Origin of the sequence: Propionivibrio sp. (assembly GCF_047602565.1) — a bacterium.
Taxonomy (GTDB): Bacteria; Pseudomonadota; Gammaproteobacteria; order Burkholderiales; family Rhodocyclaceae; genus Propionivibrio.
Map to the genome: position 1 here is coordinate 2760516 of NZ_JASGGX010000001.1, position 17365 is coordinate 2777880.

General features: G+C 68.6%; 17 protein-coding genes. 11 read left to right on the forward strand and 6 right to left on the reverse strand.

Annotation, left to right across the window (positions count from 1 at the left end; genetic code table 11):
* Positions 1-11: 11 nt before the first annotated feature.
* The 4 genes from kduI to QM701_RS12940 form a co-directional block, all read right to left on the reverse strand.
* Entirely contained in the window at positions 12-848 is an 837-nt protein-coding gene (gene kduI, locus QM701_RS12925) for a 5-dehydro-4-deoxy-D-glucuronate isomerase (RefSeq protein WP_415167458.1), read from the reverse strand.
* Between the two features lie 15 nt (positions 849-863).
* Positions 864-1202: a cupin domain-containing protein gene (locus QM701_RS12930; protein WP_415167459.1), complete on the reverse strand. Its 339-nt coding sequence runs from the start codon at positions 1200-1202 to the stop codon at positions 864-866.
* Positions 1203-1421: 219 nt separating this feature from the next.
* Positions 1422-2177 (reverse strand): IclR family transcriptional regulator C-terminal domain-containing protein, encoded by a 756-nt coding sequence (locus QM701_RS12935; RefSeq protein WP_415167460.1) that lies wholly within the window; start codon positions 2175-2177, stop codon positions 1422-1424.
* 215 nt (positions 2178-2392) lie between these two features.
* Entirely contained in the window at positions 2393-3136 is a 744-nt protein-coding gene (locus tag QM701_RS12940) for a FadR/GntR family transcriptional regulator (RefSeq protein WP_415167461.1), read from the reverse strand.
* A gap of 159 nt (positions 3137-3295) precedes the next feature.
* On the opposite strand from QM701_RS12940, the gene gudD reads away from it, so the two are divergent.
* The 11 genes from gudD (at position 3296) to QM701_RS12995 (ending at position 15109) form a co-directional block, all read left to right on the forward strand.
* The gene (gudD, locus tag QM701_RS12945; RefSeq protein ID WP_415167462.1) at positions 3296-4645 is read left to right on the forward strand and encodes a glucarate dehydratase; all 1350 of its coding nucleotides are present in this window, start codon (positions 3296-3298) and stop codon (positions 4643-4645) included.
* 11 nt (positions 4646-4656) lie between these two features.
* On the forward strand, positions 4657-5436 hold the full coding sequence (garL, locus tag QM701_RS12950) for a 2-dehydro-3-deoxyglucarate aldolase (protein WP_415167463.1): 780 nt from the start codon (positions 4657-4659) through the stop codon (positions 5434-5436).
* 27 nt (positions 5437-5463) lie between these two features.
* Positions 5464-6402, forward strand: coding sequence for a 2-hydroxy-3-oxopropionate reductase (glxR, locus tag QM701_RS12955; protein WP_415167464.1), 939 nt, complete (start codon positions 5464-5466; stop codon positions 6400-6402).
* A 10-nt stretch (positions 6403-6412) separates the two neighbouring features.
* Positions 6413-7690, forward strand: a complete 1278-nt coding sequence (locus QM701_RS12960) for a glycerate kinase type-2 family protein (RefSeq protein ID WP_415167465.1) — start codon at positions 6413-6415, stop codon at positions 7688-7690.
* 95 nt (positions 7691-7785) lie between these two features.
* Positions 7786-8742 (forward strand): Bug family tripartite tricarboxylate transporter substrate binding protein, encoded by a 957-nt coding sequence (locus QM701_RS12965; RefSeq protein WP_415167466.1) that lies wholly within the window; start codon positions 7786-7788, stop codon positions 8740-8742.
* Between the two features lie 110 nt (positions 8743-8852).
* The gene (locus QM701_RS12970; protein ID WP_415167467.1) at positions 8853-9314 is read left to right on the forward strand and encodes a tripartite tricarboxylate transporter TctB family protein; all 462 of its coding nucleotides are present in this window, start codon (positions 8853-8855) and stop codon (positions 9312-9314) included.
* Positions 9315-9323: 9 nt separating this feature from the next.
* Complete coding sequence (locus QM701_RS12975) at positions 9324-10823, forward strand: tripartite tricarboxylate transporter permease (RefSeq protein WP_415167468.1); 1500 nt, start codon at positions 9324-9326, stop codon at positions 10821-10823.
* Between the two features lie 37 nt (positions 10824-10860).
* Positions 10861-11694 (forward strand): aldo/keto reductase, encoded by an 834-nt coding sequence (locus tag QM701_RS12980; RefSeq protein ID WP_415167469.1) that lies wholly within the window; start codon positions 10861-10863, stop codon positions 11692-11694.
* Positions 11695-11719: 25 nt separating this feature from the next.
* Entirely contained in the window at positions 11720-13267 is a 1548-nt protein-coding gene (gene garD / locus QM701_RS12985; protein WP_415167470.1) for a galactarate dehydratase, read from the forward strand.
* Between the two features lie 86 nt (positions 13268-13353).
* Positions 13354-14076 (forward strand): TerC family protein, encoded by a 723-nt coding sequence (locus QM701_RS12990; protein WP_415167471.1) that lies wholly within the window; start codon positions 13354-13356, stop codon positions 14074-14076.
* A gap of 40 nt (positions 14077-14116) precedes the next feature.
* Entirely contained in the window at positions 14117-15109 is a 993-nt protein-coding gene (locus QM701_RS12995) for an SMP-30/gluconolactonase/LRE family protein (protein WP_415167472.1), read from the forward strand.
* 57 nt (positions 15110-15166) lie between these two features.
* Here QM701_RS12995 and QM701_RS13000 read toward each other — a convergent pair whose 3' ends face one another.
* Both QM701_RS13000 and QM701_RS13005 read right to left on the reverse strand, forming a co-directional pair.
* A complete protein-coding gene (locus QM701_RS13000) occupies positions 15167-16249 on the reverse strand; it encodes an NADH:flavin oxidoreductase/NADH oxidase (protein ID WP_415167473.1) in 1083 nt (360 codons plus the stop codon).
* Between the two features lie 90 nt (positions 16250-16339).
* Complete coding sequence (locus tag QM701_RS13005) at positions 16340-17236, reverse strand: glutamate cyclase domain-containing protein (protein WP_415167474.1); 897 nt, start codon at positions 17234-17236, stop codon at positions 16340-16342.
* Positions 17237-17365: the final 129 nt, after the last annotated feature.

A 17365-nucleotide genomic window follows, 5' to 3' on the forward strand; every position in this document is an offset into this window, starting at 1 on the left:
GAAGGCGTCCTTTATCTGAGGTCGTTGGGGCCGAGCGTGTCCATGTCGTCGAAGGTCTGGTTCTCGCCGGCCATGCCCCAGACGAAGGAGTAGGCGCCGGAGCCGACGCCGGAATGGATCGACCACGACGGCGAGATGACGGCCTGCTCGTTGGCCATCACGATGTGGCGCGTCTCGGTCGGCTGGCCGTGCATGTGGAACACGCGGGTGCTCTCCGCCATGCCGAAGTAGAGATAGACCTCCATGCGCCGCTCATGGGTGTGCGGCGGGTAGGTGTTCCACACGCTGCCCGGTTCGAGCACGGTGACGCCCATGACCAGCTGGCAGCTCTTGCACACCGCCGGATGCACGTACTGGTAGATGGTGCGCACGTTGCTGGTTTCCGGCGAACCCAGCTTCTTGGGGTTGGAGTTGGCGCGGGGGATGTGCACCGTCGGGTACGTGGCATGCGCCGGGCAGCTGATGAGATAGAACTTGGCGGGCTGCGCGGGGTTGTCGCTCTCGAAGGCGACGGTCTTGGCGCCCATGCCGACGTACATCCCGTCGCCGTTGGCCAGCGGTTGCGCTTTGCCGTCGACGATGACGCGGCCCGGTTCGCCAAGATTGACGACGCCGAGTTCGCGGCGGTCGAGGAAGTTCGGCGTGCCGAATTCCTTGCCGCCTTCCAGCGCCAGCGCCTGCGTGGTCGGCACGGCGCCGCCGAAGACGACGCGGTCGACGTGGGTGTAGACGAGCGTCAGCTCGCCGGTGACGAAGACCTTCTCCACCAGGAAGTGGCGGCGCAGGGCCTCGGTGTCGTAGTGCTTGACGTCTTCGGGATGATGCCCGTAACGCATGTCGAGTTTCATTGATCGTCCTCCGGGTTATTTCTTGAGAAAGTCCTCGCGCTGCGGCGTGAACACGTCGAGCAGGCGGCCTTCGCCGAGGCAGACCGTGCCGTGCAGCACGGACGGGGGGATGTACACCGAGTCGCCCGGCCGCAGGCGGGTGGTCTGCCCCTCGATGGTGAATTCGAATTCGCCCTCCAGGCAGTAGCAGACCTGCTCATGGACGTGGCGGTGCTCGTAGCCGATCGCGCCCGACTTGAACATCACCTCGACCATCATCAGGCCGCCGTCGTGCGCCCGGATTTTCCGGCTGACGCGGCCTTCTTCAAGCGTTTCGAGATCGATCTCGGCGTCGTGAAAGAAAAATTTGCTCATCGTTGCTTCGTCCAAAATGAGATCACCGTGATAAGACACTCCGCGCCGGCGGGAAGTGCGGGCGCGGGCGGCATGGTGGCAGCACTCCGCGAACGGACGCCTTGGCCTGACCACCTGACAGACGGAACTTTACACCAGGTTTGCCGTGTGTTCAATGATTTCGGAACGATGTTCCATTTTTTATTTTTAGCGGCACATCGACCGCGCGGCGTGCCGCCGTTACCGCGCTTCGCAACCCAGGGTGGCGGAAATGCGTGCGGCCGCCGCCTTGACGTGCTCGATCTTTTCCGCCTCGTCGCCGCGCTCGTAGCGGAAGCTCGGCCAGGACACGGAAAGCGCGGCGACGATGGCGCCGGTGTAGTCGAAGATGGGCGCGCCGATGCAGTGCAGCCCCTCCTCGCGTTCGGCGTTGTCCAGCCCGTAGCCCTGCCGGCGGATCTGCGCGATCTCGGCGTCGAGCGCCGCGTGCGAGGTGATGGTGTTCTGCGTCATGGGCAGCAGCTTGACGCCTTTCAGCGCGGCCTCGCGCTCCTCGTCGGTCATGTGGGCCAGGAGCACCTTGCCGATCGCCGTGCAATACAAGGGCATGCGCCGCCCGACGCGCGAGTACATGCGGATGTGGTATTTCGATTCGATCTTCAGCACGTACACCGCGGAATCGCCGTCCAGCACGCCCATGTGGATCGTTTCGCCGAGTTCCTCCGCGAGCTCCTCGGCCACCGGGCGCGCGGCGGCGTGCAGGTCCAGGTGGTCGAGCGCGCGCGAGCCGACGTTGAACATCCTGAGCGTGATCGCCCAGCGGTCGTTCTCGGTCCGGCGCGCATAGCCCAGCTCCTGCAGGGTGAGCAGGAAACGGTACACGGTCGGCTTGGCCAGCTTGATCTCGCGCGACAGTTCTTCCAGGCCGATCATCCGCTGATGGGAGAGTTTTTCCAGCACGGCAAGCACCCGCACCGCCGCGCTGACGAGGGGCACGGCGGGTTTCGACGGAGCTTTTTTCGCCATTGTGGACTCGCATTCCATTTCGGTAAGCGCGAATTCTAATCCGTTCGCCTGCGGCCGTATATCGTTTTGTTGGCTGGCGCGGGACCCGGATTCCAAGGCTTCCTGGCGGACGCCGGCCGCCTGCGCGAGGGGAAATCCGGCTGGTCAAGTCATCAGACGACTGATTTTATGCGGACCGACGGCCGTCACTCCAGTCCGGCGGCTTCGCTGGCGCGCTTGAGGCGTTCGCGGCTGTTGGTCAGGTGCATGCGCATCGCGGCGCTGGCGGCCTGCGGGTCCTGGCGGGCGATGGCGTCGAGGATGTTCTCGTGCTCGCGGTTGGTGCGGAAGAGATAGCTCTGGCCGGGCTCGGCCGAGAACTGCGAGGTGTCGAGTCGGGTGCGCGGGATCGTCGAGGTGCCGAGGTGGCGGTAGAAATCCTCGAAGTACTTGTTGTGCGTGGCCAGCGCGATCTGCAGGTGGAACTGGTAGTCCGCCTCGACCGAACTTTCGCCGCGGGCGACGCCTTCCTCGAAGGCCTGCACGGCCTCGCGCATGCGCTGCAGCTGCTCGTCGGTGCGCCGGCTGGCGGCCAGTCCCGCGGCCTCGGTCTCCAGGCTGATGCGCAGTTCGAGCATGGCCAGCACGTCGCGGATGGTGACGACGGTCGAAAAATCCAGCGGGTGCGCCCCCTGGCGCATGGCCGGCAGGACGAAGGTGCCGACGCCGTGCCGCGTCTCGACCAGCCCGGCCGCCTGCAGGCGGGAGATGGCCTCGCGCACGACGGTGCGGCTGACGCCCTGTTCGGCCATCACCTCCGGCTCGGTGGGCAGCTTCTCGCCCGGCTTGTAGCGGCCGCTGCGAATCCTCTCCTGCAGGTCGTTCATGACTTCGTGCGCCAGGCTGACCGAGCGCCGGCGCGGCAGGGTGGGGGTCTTGAAGGCGCTCATGATGATTCCCGTGTCGATGAGTGGCGGTGGACCTATTGCAATTCTCCTGGCGCTCATTATACTGCGAAATACGTCGTCTGACGACCTACGACGAGGCGGCCACAATAAAAACATCGGCTCGCCAGGCCAGCAACCGAAAACCGAATTCCGGAGGGCAACTTGAGTTCAGCACAGCAACGGATCAGCGGCGCGCCGACCATCACCGGACTGCGGGTCATCCCGGTCGCCGGGCAGGACAGCATGCTGCTCAACCTGTCGGGCGCGCACGGTCCGTTCTTCACCCGCAACATCGTCATCCTCACGGACAGCGCCGGGAACACCGGCCTCGGCGAGGTGCCGGGCGGCGAGAAGATCCGCCAGACCATCGAGGACGCGCGTGCCCTGATCGTCGGCAAGACGCTCGGCGAGTACAACGCCATCCTCAACGCCATGCGCGCCGCGTTTGCGGACCGCGATGCGGGCGGCCGGGGCCTGCAGACCTTCGACCTGCGCATCGCCATCCACGCAGTGACCGCCGTCGAATCGGCGCTGCTCGACCTGCTCGGCCAGTTCATGAACGTGCCGGTCGCCGCGCTGCTCGGCGAAGGCATGCAGCGGCAGGCCGTGGAAATCCTCGGCTACCTGTTCTACGTCGGCGACCGCCACAAGACCACGCTCGGCTACCGCGGCGAGCCGGACGCGGACAACGCCTGGTTCCGCGTGCGCAACGAGGAGGCGCTGACGCCGGAGGCCGTCGTCCGCCTGGCCGAAGCCAGCCGCGAACGCTACGGCTTCAACGACTTCAAGCTGAAGGGCGGCGTGCTCTCCGGCGACGCGGAGATGGAGGCGATCGTCGCCCTGCACGAGCGCTTCCCCGAGGCACGCATCACGCTCGATCCGAACGGCGCCTGGTCGCTGGCCGAGGCCGTCCGCCTGTGCCGCGACAAGCACGGCATCCTGGCCTACGCCGAGGACCCGACCGGCGCGGAAGCCGGCTTCTCGGGCCGCGAGGTGATGGCCGAGTTCCGCCGCGCCACGGGGCTGCCGACCGCGACCAACATGATCGCCACCGACTGGCGGCAACTGGCCCATTCGATCCAGTTGCAGTCGGTCGACATCCCGCTCGCCGACCCGCATTTCTGGACCATGCAGGGCTCGGTGCGCGTCGCCCAGTTGTGCGAGATGTTCGGGCTGACCTGGGGCTCGCACTCGAACAATCACTTCGACATCTCGCTGGCGATGTTCACCCACGTCGGCGCCGCCGCGCCGGGCAAGGTTACCGCCATCGACACGCACTGGATCTGGCAGGACGGCCAGCGCCTGACCAAGGCGCCGTACCCGATCGAGGGCGGCCTGATCCGCGTGCCGGATAAGCCCGGCCTGGGTTTGGAAATCGACCTGGCCGAAGTGGACAAGGCGCATCAGGCCTACCGGGCCATGGGCCTCGGCGCGCGCGACGACGCGGCGGCCATGCAGTTCCTGATCCCCGGCTGGAAATTCGACAACAAGCGCCCGTGCCTGGTGCGCTGAGGGAAATCACCATGAGCGAGAAACCACCCTACACCGCCTTCCCGAACAAATTCCGGCAGGACCTGATCGCCGGCAAGAAGCTGATCGGCTGCTGGAGTTCGCTGGGCAGCCCGATCACCACCGAAGTGCTCGGTCTCGCCGGCTTCGACTGGCTGCTGATGGACGGCGAGCACTCGCCCAACGACGTGCTCAGCCTCGTGCCGCAGCTGATGGCGCTGAAGGACAGCCCGAGCGCGCCGGTGGTGCGGCCGCAATGGAACGACACGGTGCAGATCAAGCGCCTGCTCGACGCCGGCTTCCACAATTTCCTGATCCCCTTCGTGCAGTCGGCCGACGACGCGCGCGCGGCGGTGGCGGCCACGCGCTACCCGCCGCAGGGCGTGCGCGGCCTGTCCGTGTCGCAGCGCAACAACCGCTACGGGACGGTGAAGGACTACTTCAAGGTGGTCAACGACAACATCGCGGTGATGGTGCAGATCGAGAACATGGCCGGCGTCGAGGCGATCGACGCGATCTGTGCCGTGGAGGGTGTTGACGGCGTGTTCATCGGGCCGGGCGACCTGTCCGCCACCATGGGGCACATCGGCAATCCCGCGCATCCGGAAGTGCAGGAGGTGATCCGGCGCGTCCATGCCAGCGTCCGCGCGCACGGCAAGCCGGTGGGCATCCTGGCGCCGGCCGAGGCCGACGCGCGCCGCTACCTCGAAATGGGCATTTCCTTCGTCGCCGTGGGCAGCGATCTCGGCGTCTTCCGCAACGCCACGCAGGCCCTGCGCGACAAGTTCGCCTGATCCCGGACGACGCGCGCAGCACATGTTTTGAACACCCGCGGCGAACGCCGCGCTTTACTTGAACAGGAGCAGACGATGAGCAAGGTAGGATTCGTGGGACTGGGCATCATGGGCACGCCGATGGCGGAACATCTGATCAAGGGCGGGCACGAGGTTTTCCTGTACAGCATCCCGAGCATTCCGGAGGCGCTGGTGCAGGCCGGCGGTAAAGCCTGCACCTCGGGCAAGGAGGTCGCCCAGCACGCCGACGTGATCATCACCATGGTCCCCGACACCCCGCACGTCGCCGCCGCCCTGTTCGACCCGAACGGCATCGCCGAGGGTCTCTCGGCCGGCAAGATCGTGGTCGACATGAGTTCCATCTCGCCGGTGGAAACCAAGAAATTCGCCGCACGCATCAACGCGCTCGGCTGCGACTACATCGATGCGCCCGTCTCGGGCGGCGAGGTCGGGGCCAAGAACGCCACGCTCTCGATCATGTGCGGCGGAGAAGAAGCGGTGTTCGAGAAGGTCAGGCCGCTGTTCGATCTGATGGGCAAGAACATCACCCTGGTCGGCGGCAACGGCGACGGACAGACCTGCAAGGTGGCCAACCAGATCATCGTGGCGCTGAACATCGAGGCGGTCGGCGAGGCGCTGCTCTTCGCCTCGAAGATGGGCGCCGATCCGGCCAAGGTGCGCGCGGCGCTGATGGGCGGCTTCGCCTCGTCGAAGATCCTCGAAGTGCATGGCGAGCGCATGATCAAGCGCACGTTCAACCCGGGCTTTCGCATCGAACTGCACCAGAAGGACCTCAACCTGGCGCTGTCGAGCGCCCGGGCCATCGGCGTGTCGCTGCCCAACACCGCGACGGCGCAGGAACTGTTCAACAGCTGCGCCGCGCACGGCGGTGCCGCCTGGGACCACTCCGGCCTGGTGCGCGCCCTCGAACTGATGGCCGATTTCGAGATCGGGCAGAAAGCCTGACGCGACCGGCATGAGCACCCAGAATCCGCGCGCGCTGCTGCGCAGCCTGTTCGATGCGGCCATTGCGGCCGCCCAGCCGGCGCTGTGCCTGCCGAAGTTCCTGCCCGAGCCGCCGCGCGGACGGCTGGTGGTGATCGGCGCGGGCAAGGCTTCGGCGGCGATGGCCCGGGTCTTCGAGGATCACTGGCCCGGTCCGCTGTCCGGCGCGGTGGTCACCCGCTACGGCTACCGCGTGCCGTGCCGGCGCATCGAAATCCTCGAAGCCGCGCACCCGGTGCCGGACGAGGCGGGACTCGCGGCCTCGCGGCGGATTCTCGGCGCGGTCGCCGGCCTGACGGCGGACGACACCGTCGTCTGCCTCGTCTCCGGCGGCGGCTCGGCGCTGCTCACCCTGCCGCTCGACGGCATTTCGCTCGCCGACAAGCAGGCGGTCAACCGCGAACTGCTGCGCTCGGGCGCCAACATCTGCGAGATGAACACCGTCCGCCGCCACCTGTCGGCGATCAAGGGCGGGCGGCTGGCCGCGGCCTGCCATCCGGCGCGCGTGGTCACGCTGCTGATCTCCGACGTGCCCGGCGACAACCCGATCGACATTGCTTCCGGCCCGACCGTGCCCGACCCGACCACCTGCGCGGACGCGCTGGCGCTGGTGAAGCGTTACGGGATGAACCTGCCGGCCAGCGCCATGGAAGCCCTGGAGAGCGGCCGCGGCGAATCGGTCAAGCCCGGCGATCCGCGCCTCGCGCGCGCCGAGACGCATCTGATCACCACGCCGCAGATCGCGCTCGAAGCCGCCGCCGACGCGGCGCGGGCGGCCGGCGTCACGCCGTACATTCTCGGCGACGCCATCGAGGGCGAGGCGCGCGACGCGGGCAAGGTGCTGGCCGGGCTGGCGCGCCAGGTGGCGACGCGCGGGCAGCCGTTTGCCGCGCCCTGCGTGCTGCTCTCCGGCGGCGAAACCACCGTCACCCTGCGCGGCCAGGGCCGGGGCGGGCGCAACGTCGAATTCCTGCTGTCGCTCGGCATCGCGCTCGACGGCCTGCCGGGCGTGCACGCCCTGGCCGGCGACACGGACGGGGTCGACGGCGTCGAGGAGATCGCCGGCGCCTACCTCGCGCCGGACTCGCTCAAGCGCGCCTGGGAGCGGGGCATCCGGCCCAAGGACGCGCTGGCGGACAACGACGGGCACGGCTTCTTCGGCGCGCTCGGCGATGCCATCGTCACCGGACCGACGCTGACCAACGTCAACGACTTCCGGGCGATCCTGATCGACGGCGGCGCGCCATGAACGGCAAGGCATCAAGGTAAAAAAGAAAGGCGCGCCTTGTATCCCGAGGGCGCGTTCAAGGCAAAACGGGATTTTTACTGGAGAGGAGCAACAGCATGAGAAAAACCATCATGGCCCTGCTCGCGGGGCTCGTCGTGACGGGGGCGCACGCCGCCTATCCGGACAAGCCGGTGACCATCATCGTGCCCTTCCCGCCCGGAGGCTCGACCGACATGGTGGCGCGCATCATGACGCCGAAGATGTCGGAAAAACTGGGCCAGCCCGTGGTCGTCGAGAACAAGCCGGGCGCCACCGGCGCCATCGGCGCCACCCAGGTCAAGCGTTCGGCGCCGGACGGCTACACGCTGCTGTGCGCCTCGATCGGCATGTGGGCGGCCAACCCCTTCCTGCAGAAGAACCTGGCCTACGATCCGGCCAAGGACTTCGACCTGCTGACCGTCGCCGTGAAATCGCCGAACGTACTGGTGACGCACCCGAGCGTGCCGGCCAAGGACGTCAAGGAACTGGTGGCCTACCTCAAGCAGAAGCCCAACAAGGTGACCTTTCCCTCCTCGGGCGCGGGTTCGTCCGACCACCTGACGGCCGCGCTGTTCTGGATGTCCACCGGCACCACCGGCATCCACGTGCCGTACAAGGGCGGCGGTCCGGCCATCGCCGACCTGGTCGCCGGCCACGCCGAAGTGTCGTTCCAGAACCTGAACAACGTGATCGGCCACATCAAGGCCGGCAAGCTCAAGGCGCTGGCGGTGACCAGCGAGAAGCGCGCGCCGCTGCTGCCCGACGTGCCGACCATGGTCGAACTCGGCTACCCGGACGTGGTGGTGACCTCGTGGCAGGCGCTCGGCGCGCCGAAGGGGCTGCCGGCCGACGTGAAGAAGACGATCCACGACGCCATGATGGCCGCGCTCAAGGACCCGGAAACCGCCAAGAAGCTGACCGATCCGGGCTTCGAGGTGAGCGCCACGTCGCCCGAGGAGTTCGCCAAGTTCCTGCAATCCGAACTGGCCAAGTGGAAGACGGTCATCGAGGTCGGCAAGATCACGCTGGATTGATTCATTCCGCCGCGTCCGCGCGGCCGCCGACGACAAGCGGAGCACGAGAACCCGGCTGAAATGCCGGCCGGGTTCCCGTCGGCGCGCGGACGGCGAATCGAGGATTGCATATGAGTTTGTTGATCAAACATCCCAAGGATTTCTATTCCGGCCTGATGTACGCCGCGGTCGGCGCCGGGGCGATCGTGGTGGCCGGGGGGTACAACATGGGTTCCAGCGTGCGCATGGGGCCCGGCTATTTTCCGACCATCCTGGGCGCGCTGCTCGTCCTGGTCGGCGTTGTCTCGATGGCCCGGGCGTTTACGCGCCGAGGCGAGCGGATCAACCCGTTCTTCTGGAAGGAAATCGCTCTCGTGCTCGGCAGCGTAGTGCTGTTCGGCGTGACGGTGCGCGGCGCCGGCCTGCTGCCGTCGCTGATCCTGCTGGTCGTCGCCAGCGCCTGGGCCAGCGACAAGTTCAAAATCGGGACGGCCCTGCTGCTGGCCGTGCTGACCGCCGCGTTCAGCGCCCTGATCTTCGTCAAGGGGCTGGGGCTGCCGTTCGCCATCATCGGCCCCTGGTTCGGCATGTAAGGGGGCCCCATGGATATCCTGGCTAATCTGACGCTCGGCTTCACCACGGCGTTTTCGCTCGCCAACCTGTTCTATTGCTTCGTCGGCGTCGTGCTCGGCACGCTGGTTGGCGTGCTGCCCGGCCTCGGCCCGGTGGCGACGATCGCCATGCTCCTGCCGGTGACCTTCAGCTTCCAGCCGGTCACCGCGCTGATCATGCTCGCCGGCATCTTCTACGGCGCGCAGTACGGCGGCTCGACCACGGCCATCCTGGTCAACCTGCCGGGCGAGGCGTCCTCGGTGATCACCGCGCTCGACGGCCACGCCATGGCCAAGCGCGGCGAGGCCGGCAAGGCGCTGGCCACGGCGGCGATCGGCTCGTTCATCGCCGGCACCATCGCCACCTTCGTGATCGCGCTGTTCGCGCCGCCGCTCGCCGAAATGGCGCTCAAGTTCGGGCCGGCCGAGTATTTCTCGCTGCTGGTCCTCGGCCTGGTGGTGTCGATCGTGCTCGCGCACGGCTCGCTGCTGCATGCGCTGGGCATGATCTTCCTCGGCCTGCTGCTGGGCATCGTCGGCACCGACGTCAACTCGGGGGCGGAACGCTTCACCTTCGGCCAGGACTGGCTGGCGGACGGCGTCAACTTCGTGGTGCTGGCGATGGGCATTTACGGCCTCGGCGAGATCATCAACAACCTCGAAAAGAAGGAAACGCGCGACCTGATGCTCAAGTCGGTGTCCGGCCTGCGGCTGTCCTGGCGGGAATTCAAGGGAATCCTGCCGTCCGTGCTGCGCGGCACGGCTGTGGGGTCCTTCCTCGGCATCCTGCCGGGCGGGGGCGCCGTCCTGTCCTCCTTCGCCTCCTACGCGGTCGAGAAGAAGCTGTCGAAGAACCCGATCCCCTTCGGCGAAGGCGCCATCGAGGGCGTCGCCGGGCCGGAATCGGCGAACAACGCCGGCTCGCAGACCTCCTTCATCCCGATGCTCACGCTGGGCATCCCGTCCAACCCGACGATGGCGATCATGATCGGCGCGATGATGATCCACAGCATCCAGCCGGGCCCCTCCGTGCTGACCGAGCAGCCCGCGCTGTTCTGGGGGCTGATCGCCTCGATGTGGATCGGCAACCTGTTCCTGATCGTGCTCAACCTGCCGATGATCGGGATGTGGGTGAAGCTGATCACCGCGCCGTACCACCTGCTGTTCCCGGTGATCATCGTGTTCTGCGCGATCGGCGTGATCAGCATCAACAACACCGAGTGGGACGTCTTCCTGATGGCCTTCTTCGGCTTCGCCGGCTACCTGTTCAGCAAGCTCGACTGCGAGCCCGCGCCGATGCTGCTCGGCTTCATCCTCGGCCCGATGATGGAGGAGTACCTGCGGCGCGCGCTGCTCATGTCGTCGGGCGACTTCTCGGTGTTCGTCACCCGGCCGCTCAGCGCCACGCTGCTGGTGGTCGCCGCCGTGGCCATGGTCGTCGTGCTGCTGCCAGCGATCAGCCGCAAGCGCGAGGAAACGTTCAAGGAGTAGACTCGGTCCGTCGCACGCCGCCGGGAGGATGAAGCCGATGAAACACGTCACGCTGCCGACGGGCGAGCAGGTTCCCGCCCTGGGCATGGGCACCTGGATGATCGGCGAGGACCGGGCGTCCCGCGCCGGGGAGATCGCCGCGCTGCAGCGCGGCATCGACCTCGGCATGACGCTGATCGACACCGCCGAGATGTACGGCGACGGCGCCTCCGAGCGCCTGGTCGGCGAGGCGATCAAGGGGCGCCGCGAGCGCGTCTTCCTGGTCAGCAAGTTCTATCCGCACCACGCCACCGTGCGCGGCGCGCGGACGGCCTGCGAGGGCAGCCTCGGCCGCCTCGGCGTCGACTGCCTCGACCTGTACCTGCTGCACTGGCGCGGCGAGGTGCCGTTCGAGGAAACCATCGAGGCCGTCGAACGGCTCCGCGAGCAGGGCAAGATCCGCCACTGGGGCGTCAGCAACCTCGATATCAGGGACATGAAGGAACTCCGCGCGCTGCCCGGCGGCGAGCGCGCGGCGGTGAACCAGGTGCTGTACAACCTGTCGCGCCGCGGCGTCGAATGGGACCTGCTGCCGTGGTGCGAGCAGGCCCGCATTCCCCTGATGGCCTACTCGCCGGTCGAGCAGGCGCGCCTGCTGCGGCATCCCGGCCTGCGCGCCCTGGCCGCGCGGCACGGCGCCACGCCGGCGCAGCTGGCGCTGGCCTGGCTGCTGACCCGCGAGCAGGTGATCGCCATCCCCAAGGCGTCGACGCGCGCGCATCTGGAGGAGAACTTCGCCGCGCTCGAATGCCCCATCGACGCCGCCACGCTGGCCGAGCTCGACCGCCTGTTCCCGCCGCCGCAGCGCGCCACGCCGCTCGAAATGCTCTGACCGGACCACGAGGATTCGCATCGCCATGAAACCGCAAGCCAAGCCCCTGACCATCAAGGTGCATGCCACCGACAACGTGGCGATCGTCGTCAACTCCGGCGGCCTGCCGGCCGGGACGGTGTTCGACGACGGACTGACGCTGCGCGAGCACGTGCCGCAAGGCCACAAGGTGGCGCTCGCCGACCTGGCGCAGGACGCGCCGATCGTGCGCTACGGCGAGGTCATCGGCTACGCCGTCAGGCCGATCCCGCGCGGCAGCTGGATCGAGGAATCGCTGGTGCGCCTGCCCGAGGCGCCGCCGCTCGACGCGCTGCCGCTGGCGACCAGGGTGCCGGCGCCGCTGCCGCCGCTGGAAGGCTACACCTTCGAGGGCTACCGCAACCCGGACGGCACTGTCGGCACCAAGAACCTGCTGGCCATCACCCAGACCGTGCAGTGCGTCGCCGGCGTGGTCGACTACGTGGTCAGGCGCATCAAGGCCGAGCTGCTGCCGAAGTACCCGCACGTCGACGGCGTGGTCGGCCTCAACCACATCTACGGCTGCGGCGTGGCGATCAACGCGCCGGCGGCGGTGGTGCCGATCCGCACGCTGCACAACCTGGCGCTCAACCCCAACTTCGGCAACGAGGTCTTCGTGGTCAGCCTGGGCTGCGAGAAGCTGCCGCCGGAGCGCCTGCTCAACGAGGGCGGCATCCCGATCAAGGTGGCGGGCGACGCCGTGGTCTGCCTGCAGGACGATCGCTTCACCGGCTTCCAGTCGATGGTCGAGGCGATCATGCGGCAGGCCGAGGCGCACCTGGAGCGGCTCAATCGGCGCCGGCGCGAGACCTGCCCGGCGTCCGACCTGATCGTCGGCCTGCAGTGCGGCGGCAGCGACGCCTTCTCGGGGGTGACCGCCAACCCGGCCGTGGGCTACGCCGCCGACCTGCTGGTGCGCGCCGGCGCCACGGTGATGTTCTCGGAAGTCACCGAGGTGCGCGACGCGGTGCACCTGCTGACCCCGCGCGTCGCCGACGCGGAGGTCGGCCGCGCGCTGCTGCGCGAGATGGCCTGGTACGATGACTACCTCGCGCAGGGCCAGACCGACCGCGCCGCCAACACCACGCCCGGCAACAAGAAGGGCGGACTGGCGAACATCGTCGAGAAGGCCATGGGCTCGATCGCCAAGTCCGGCAGCAGCGCCATCGTCGACGTGCTAGCGCCCGGCGAGCGGGTCAGGCGCAAGGGCCTGATCTACGCCGCCACGCCGGCCAGCGACTTCGTCTGCGGCACGCAGCAGCTGGCCTCCGGCATGACCCTGCAGGTGTTCACCACCGGCCGGGGTACGCCCTACGGCCTGGAAGCCGCGCCGGTGATCAAGGTGGCCACGCGCCGCGACCTCGCCGCGCGCTGGCACGACCTGATGGAGGTCGACGCCGGCACCATCGCCACCGGCGAGGCGACCATCGAGGAAGTCGGCTGGGAAATCTTCCGCCTGATCCTCGACGTCGCCAGCGGCCGCAAGCAGACCTGGGCCGACCGCTGGGGCCTGTTCAATTCCCTGGCCGTGTTTAACCCCGCGCCGGTGACCTGAACGCCCGGCGCCGTCGATGGCCGAAAGGCGAATCTTCGGCTAGTCTTCATTCTTCGGACAAAAAAAGGGAGTGTGCCGAAATGGACGTGGGCGGGTTTCTGGGGGGGCTGCTGCAGATCATCATGGTCAACATCGTGTTGTCCGGCGACAACGCGGTGGTGATCGCGCTGGCCGCCCGCAGCCTGCCGGCCCGGCAGCAGAAACAGGCGATCCTGTGGGGCAGCGGCGGCGCGCTGGTGCTGCGCATCGTGCTGACCGTCGCCGCCGTGGTCCTGCTGAAGATTCCCTTCCTGCAGTGCGCCGGCGCCCTGCTGCTGATCTGGATCGCCATTCAACTGCTCATCGAGGAGGACGAGCACGACGGCCCGCACCACGCGCACGACAACCTGCTCGGCGCGGTCAAGACCATCCTCGTCGCCGACGTGGTGATGAGCCTGGACAACACCCTGGCCATCGCCGGCGTGGCCAAGGGCGACTGGGTCCTGCTGATCATCGGGCTGGCGCTGTCCGTGCCGCTGATCATTTTCGGCAGCACGATCATCATGCGCATGATCGAGCGCTTCCCGATCATCGTCTATATCGGCGCCGGGCTGATCGCCCACACCGCGGGCGAGATGATCGATTCGGACGCGGCGGTGCAGCCTTACCTGCCGCACGTCTTCCACGGCACGCCGTACCTCGGCATCCTGCTGGCGGCTGGCGTGATCGCCTACGGCTGGTGGCACAACACCGCGCGCGGACGCACGCCGGAGGACGTGCTGCGCGCCGACGAGCACGCGGCGGAACGGCTGGAGGACGAAATCGATTGAACGCTCCCGCCGCCACGCGCGTTGCCGCCGGGAGAGCCGCATGACCGCGCCTGTCGATCCGACCGGCGCGGCGGCCGCCGGCTGCGTCAGCCTGCGCTATCCGGAGCCGGCCATCGAAGTGCTCGATCCCGCCTTCCTGCGCTACCGGCTGTTCAACGCCTCGCTCGAACGCCTGGGCACGGGCCTGCGCTGGGCCGAGGGGCCGCTGTGGTTCGGCGACGGGCGCTTCCTGCTGTGCAGCGACATTCCCAACAACCGCATGGTGCGCTGGGATGAAACGACGGGCGGGCTGTCCGTCTTCCGCCAGCCGGCGAACCACTCGAACGGCCTGGCGCGCGACCGCCAGGGGCGGCTGATCGCCTGCGAGCACCTGACCCGGCGCGTCACCCGCACCGAATACGACGGATCGGTCACCGTGCTGGCCGACGGCTTCGGCGGCAAGCGCCTGAATTCGCCCAACGACGTGATCTGCGCGTCCGACGGCTCGATCTGGTTCTCCGACCCGACCTTCGGCATTGCCGGCGAATGGGAAGGCGAGCGGGCCGAGCCCGAGCTGCCGCAGGCGGTGTACCGCATCGACGGCCGCACCGGCAAACTGGCGCAGGTGATCGCCGATCTCGCCGCGCCGAACGGCCTGTGCTTTTCCCCCGACGAGCGGACCCTCTACGTGGTCGATTCGCGCGCCACGCCGCACCGGCGGATCTGGGCCTACCCGGTCGCCGGCGACGGCCGCAGGCTCGGACGCCGGCGGCTGCACGTCAACGCCGGCGGCCCCGGCGCGCTCGACGGCATCAAAGCCGACGTCGACGGCAACCTGTGGTGCGGCTGGGGCAGCAACGGCGCGCTCGACGCCGATCCGGCCGCGCTCGACGGCGTGATGGTCTTCGATCCGCAGGGCCGGCCGCTGGCCCACATCCATCTGCCCGAACGCTGCGCCAACCTGTGCTTCGGCGGCGCCAAGCGCAACCGGCTGTTCATGGCCGCCAGCCATTCGCTGTACGCGCTGTACGTGGCGACGCGCGGAGCCGTATAAGAGAAACGCAACGCCGGCGCGACGCTCTGGCGGCGTCGCCTCTCCCGGCCGTTTTCGTCAGCGCGCCACCGATCCCCGCGGCGCGGCGCGCAAATACTGAACGGGCCAGGCGGCGGCATGGCCGAGTTCATGCGCGGCCTCCATCGGCCAGTACGGGTTGCGCAGGATTTCGCGGCCGAGCAGGACCACGTCGGCCTGGCCGCTGCGGACGATGTGATCGGCCTGGGCTGGCGCGGTGATCAGGCCGACGGCTGCGCTGGGAATGTCCGCCTCGCGGCGCACACGTTCGGCGAACTCGGTCTGGAAGCCTGGACCGGCCGGAATTTTCGCATCCGGCAGGATGCCGCCCGTCGAGACGTTGATCAGGTCGACGCCGTGCGTTTTCAGCACGCGGCACAGGGCGGCCGTCTCGTCCGGCGTCCAGCCGCCGTCGATCCAGTCGGTCGCCGACAGGCGCACGATCAGCGGCAGCCGCTCCGGCCACACCATGCGTACCGCATCGACGACGTCGAGGGTAAGCCGCGTGCGGTTGGCGAAGCTGCCGCCGTAGCCGTCGGTGCGCCGGTTGGCGAGCGGCGAAAGGAACTGGTGCAGCAGGTAGCCGTGCGCGGCATGGATTTCGATCGCGGAAAATCCCGCGGCGTGCGCGCGCCGCGCGGCGTCGGCGAACCGGCCGGCGAGCGCGCCGATGCCGTCCGCGTCGAGCTCGACCGGCACCGCATGCGCGCTGGAGAATGGGATCGGCGACGGAGCGACGACCGGCCAGCCGCCGTCGCTCGCCGGAAGCGACGCCGCCGGTTCCCAGCCGCGCCCGACGCTGGCCTTCCTGCCGGCGTGGGCGAGCTGCACGGCCATCGGGCAGCCCTGCTCGTGGGCGAAGCGCACGATGCGCGCCAGGGGTTCGATCTGACCGTCGTTCCACAGGCCGAGATCGGCGGGACTGATGCGGCCCTCCGGAACGACGGCGGTCGCTTCACTGATGATCAGCGCGGCGCCGCCGACGGCGCGCGAGCCGTAGTGTACGAAATGCCAGTCGTTGGCCAGGCCGTCACGGGCCGAATACTGGCACATGGCGGGGACGGCGATGCGGTTGCGCAGGACGAGGTCGCGCAGCGCGAGCGGTTCGAACAGATGGGCCATGACGGTTTCCTTGCCGGGCGGTGGCGAAGAACGGTGGGTCGTCAAGATAGCATGGCCGCTGCCGGGAGCAGCGGATTCCGCCGCCGGGATTCAGCAATCCGCCAGGCCGGCGCGGGTTTCGCGGTAGATGGCCTCCAGCGTGTCCGCGTAGCCGTCCCAGGCGATTCCGTCCACCGAGAGCGCGCGCTGCTTCGTGCAGCCATCCACGGCGCCCGCCGCGACCATCGCCGCGAGCACTTGGCGCTCATGTCGCGGCGTGCCGATCAGGAGTCGGCCGGCGAGCAGCGACAGGCCCGCCGCCAGCGCGTAGGCGCCCCAGTTCGAGATGCCGGCGGGCACGGCGTGGTCGGCCGCCGTGGCGCAGAAGATCGCCTCGCCCCGGTCGACGTAGCCGCTGAGCGCGGCCCGCAGGCCGCCGAGCCCCAGCTCGTTGCCGCCGTCGCCCACGGCCAGCGTCGCGTAGCCGCGTCCTCCGGGCGGCGCGAAGAGCCGGTCGGCCGAGGCCACCAGATCGTCGAGCATCTCGCCGCGCATCGAATAGCGATGCCCGTCCGCCGCGTCGCCCGGCCGCTCGATGGCCACCACGTGCGTCGGCGCGAACGAGGCGACCAGCGCGTCGATGGTCGCGTCGGCGGCCACCTGCGACGGCTCCAGCAGCACCACCGGCACGCCGCTCGCATCGACCGCCTGTCCGGCGGCCAGCAGGGGCGCGCTGAACTCGTCGGTCAGCAGGACCACGTCCCGTCCCAGCCGGCGCAGCGCGCCGGCCAGCGCCAGCGCGCCCGGCGGGCCGTCCGTTTCGCCGATCAGCCCCGAGCGGATGCAGAACCCCGTGGCGATGATCACCCGTTCTCCTTTGACCAGCGCCTCGGCGGCCGGCGCCAACAGGCTCGGCGGCGCGTGCGCGGCCAGCCCCCGTCCGCCCGGATCGCGGCGGGAAAGGCGTTCGATCCGGTCGAGGGTTGCGCGAATGCGTTCTGTGGCCATTTTCTTGATGTTCAGCCGGTGCGGTGCAGCGGGCGGTTTCTGGAAAGGCAATGTAGCACGGAGGTCAGCAAATCCCGTGCCGCCCCTTGGCGCCGCGGGCCGGGTCGGGCGGCCGCCCGTCGCCGCGCG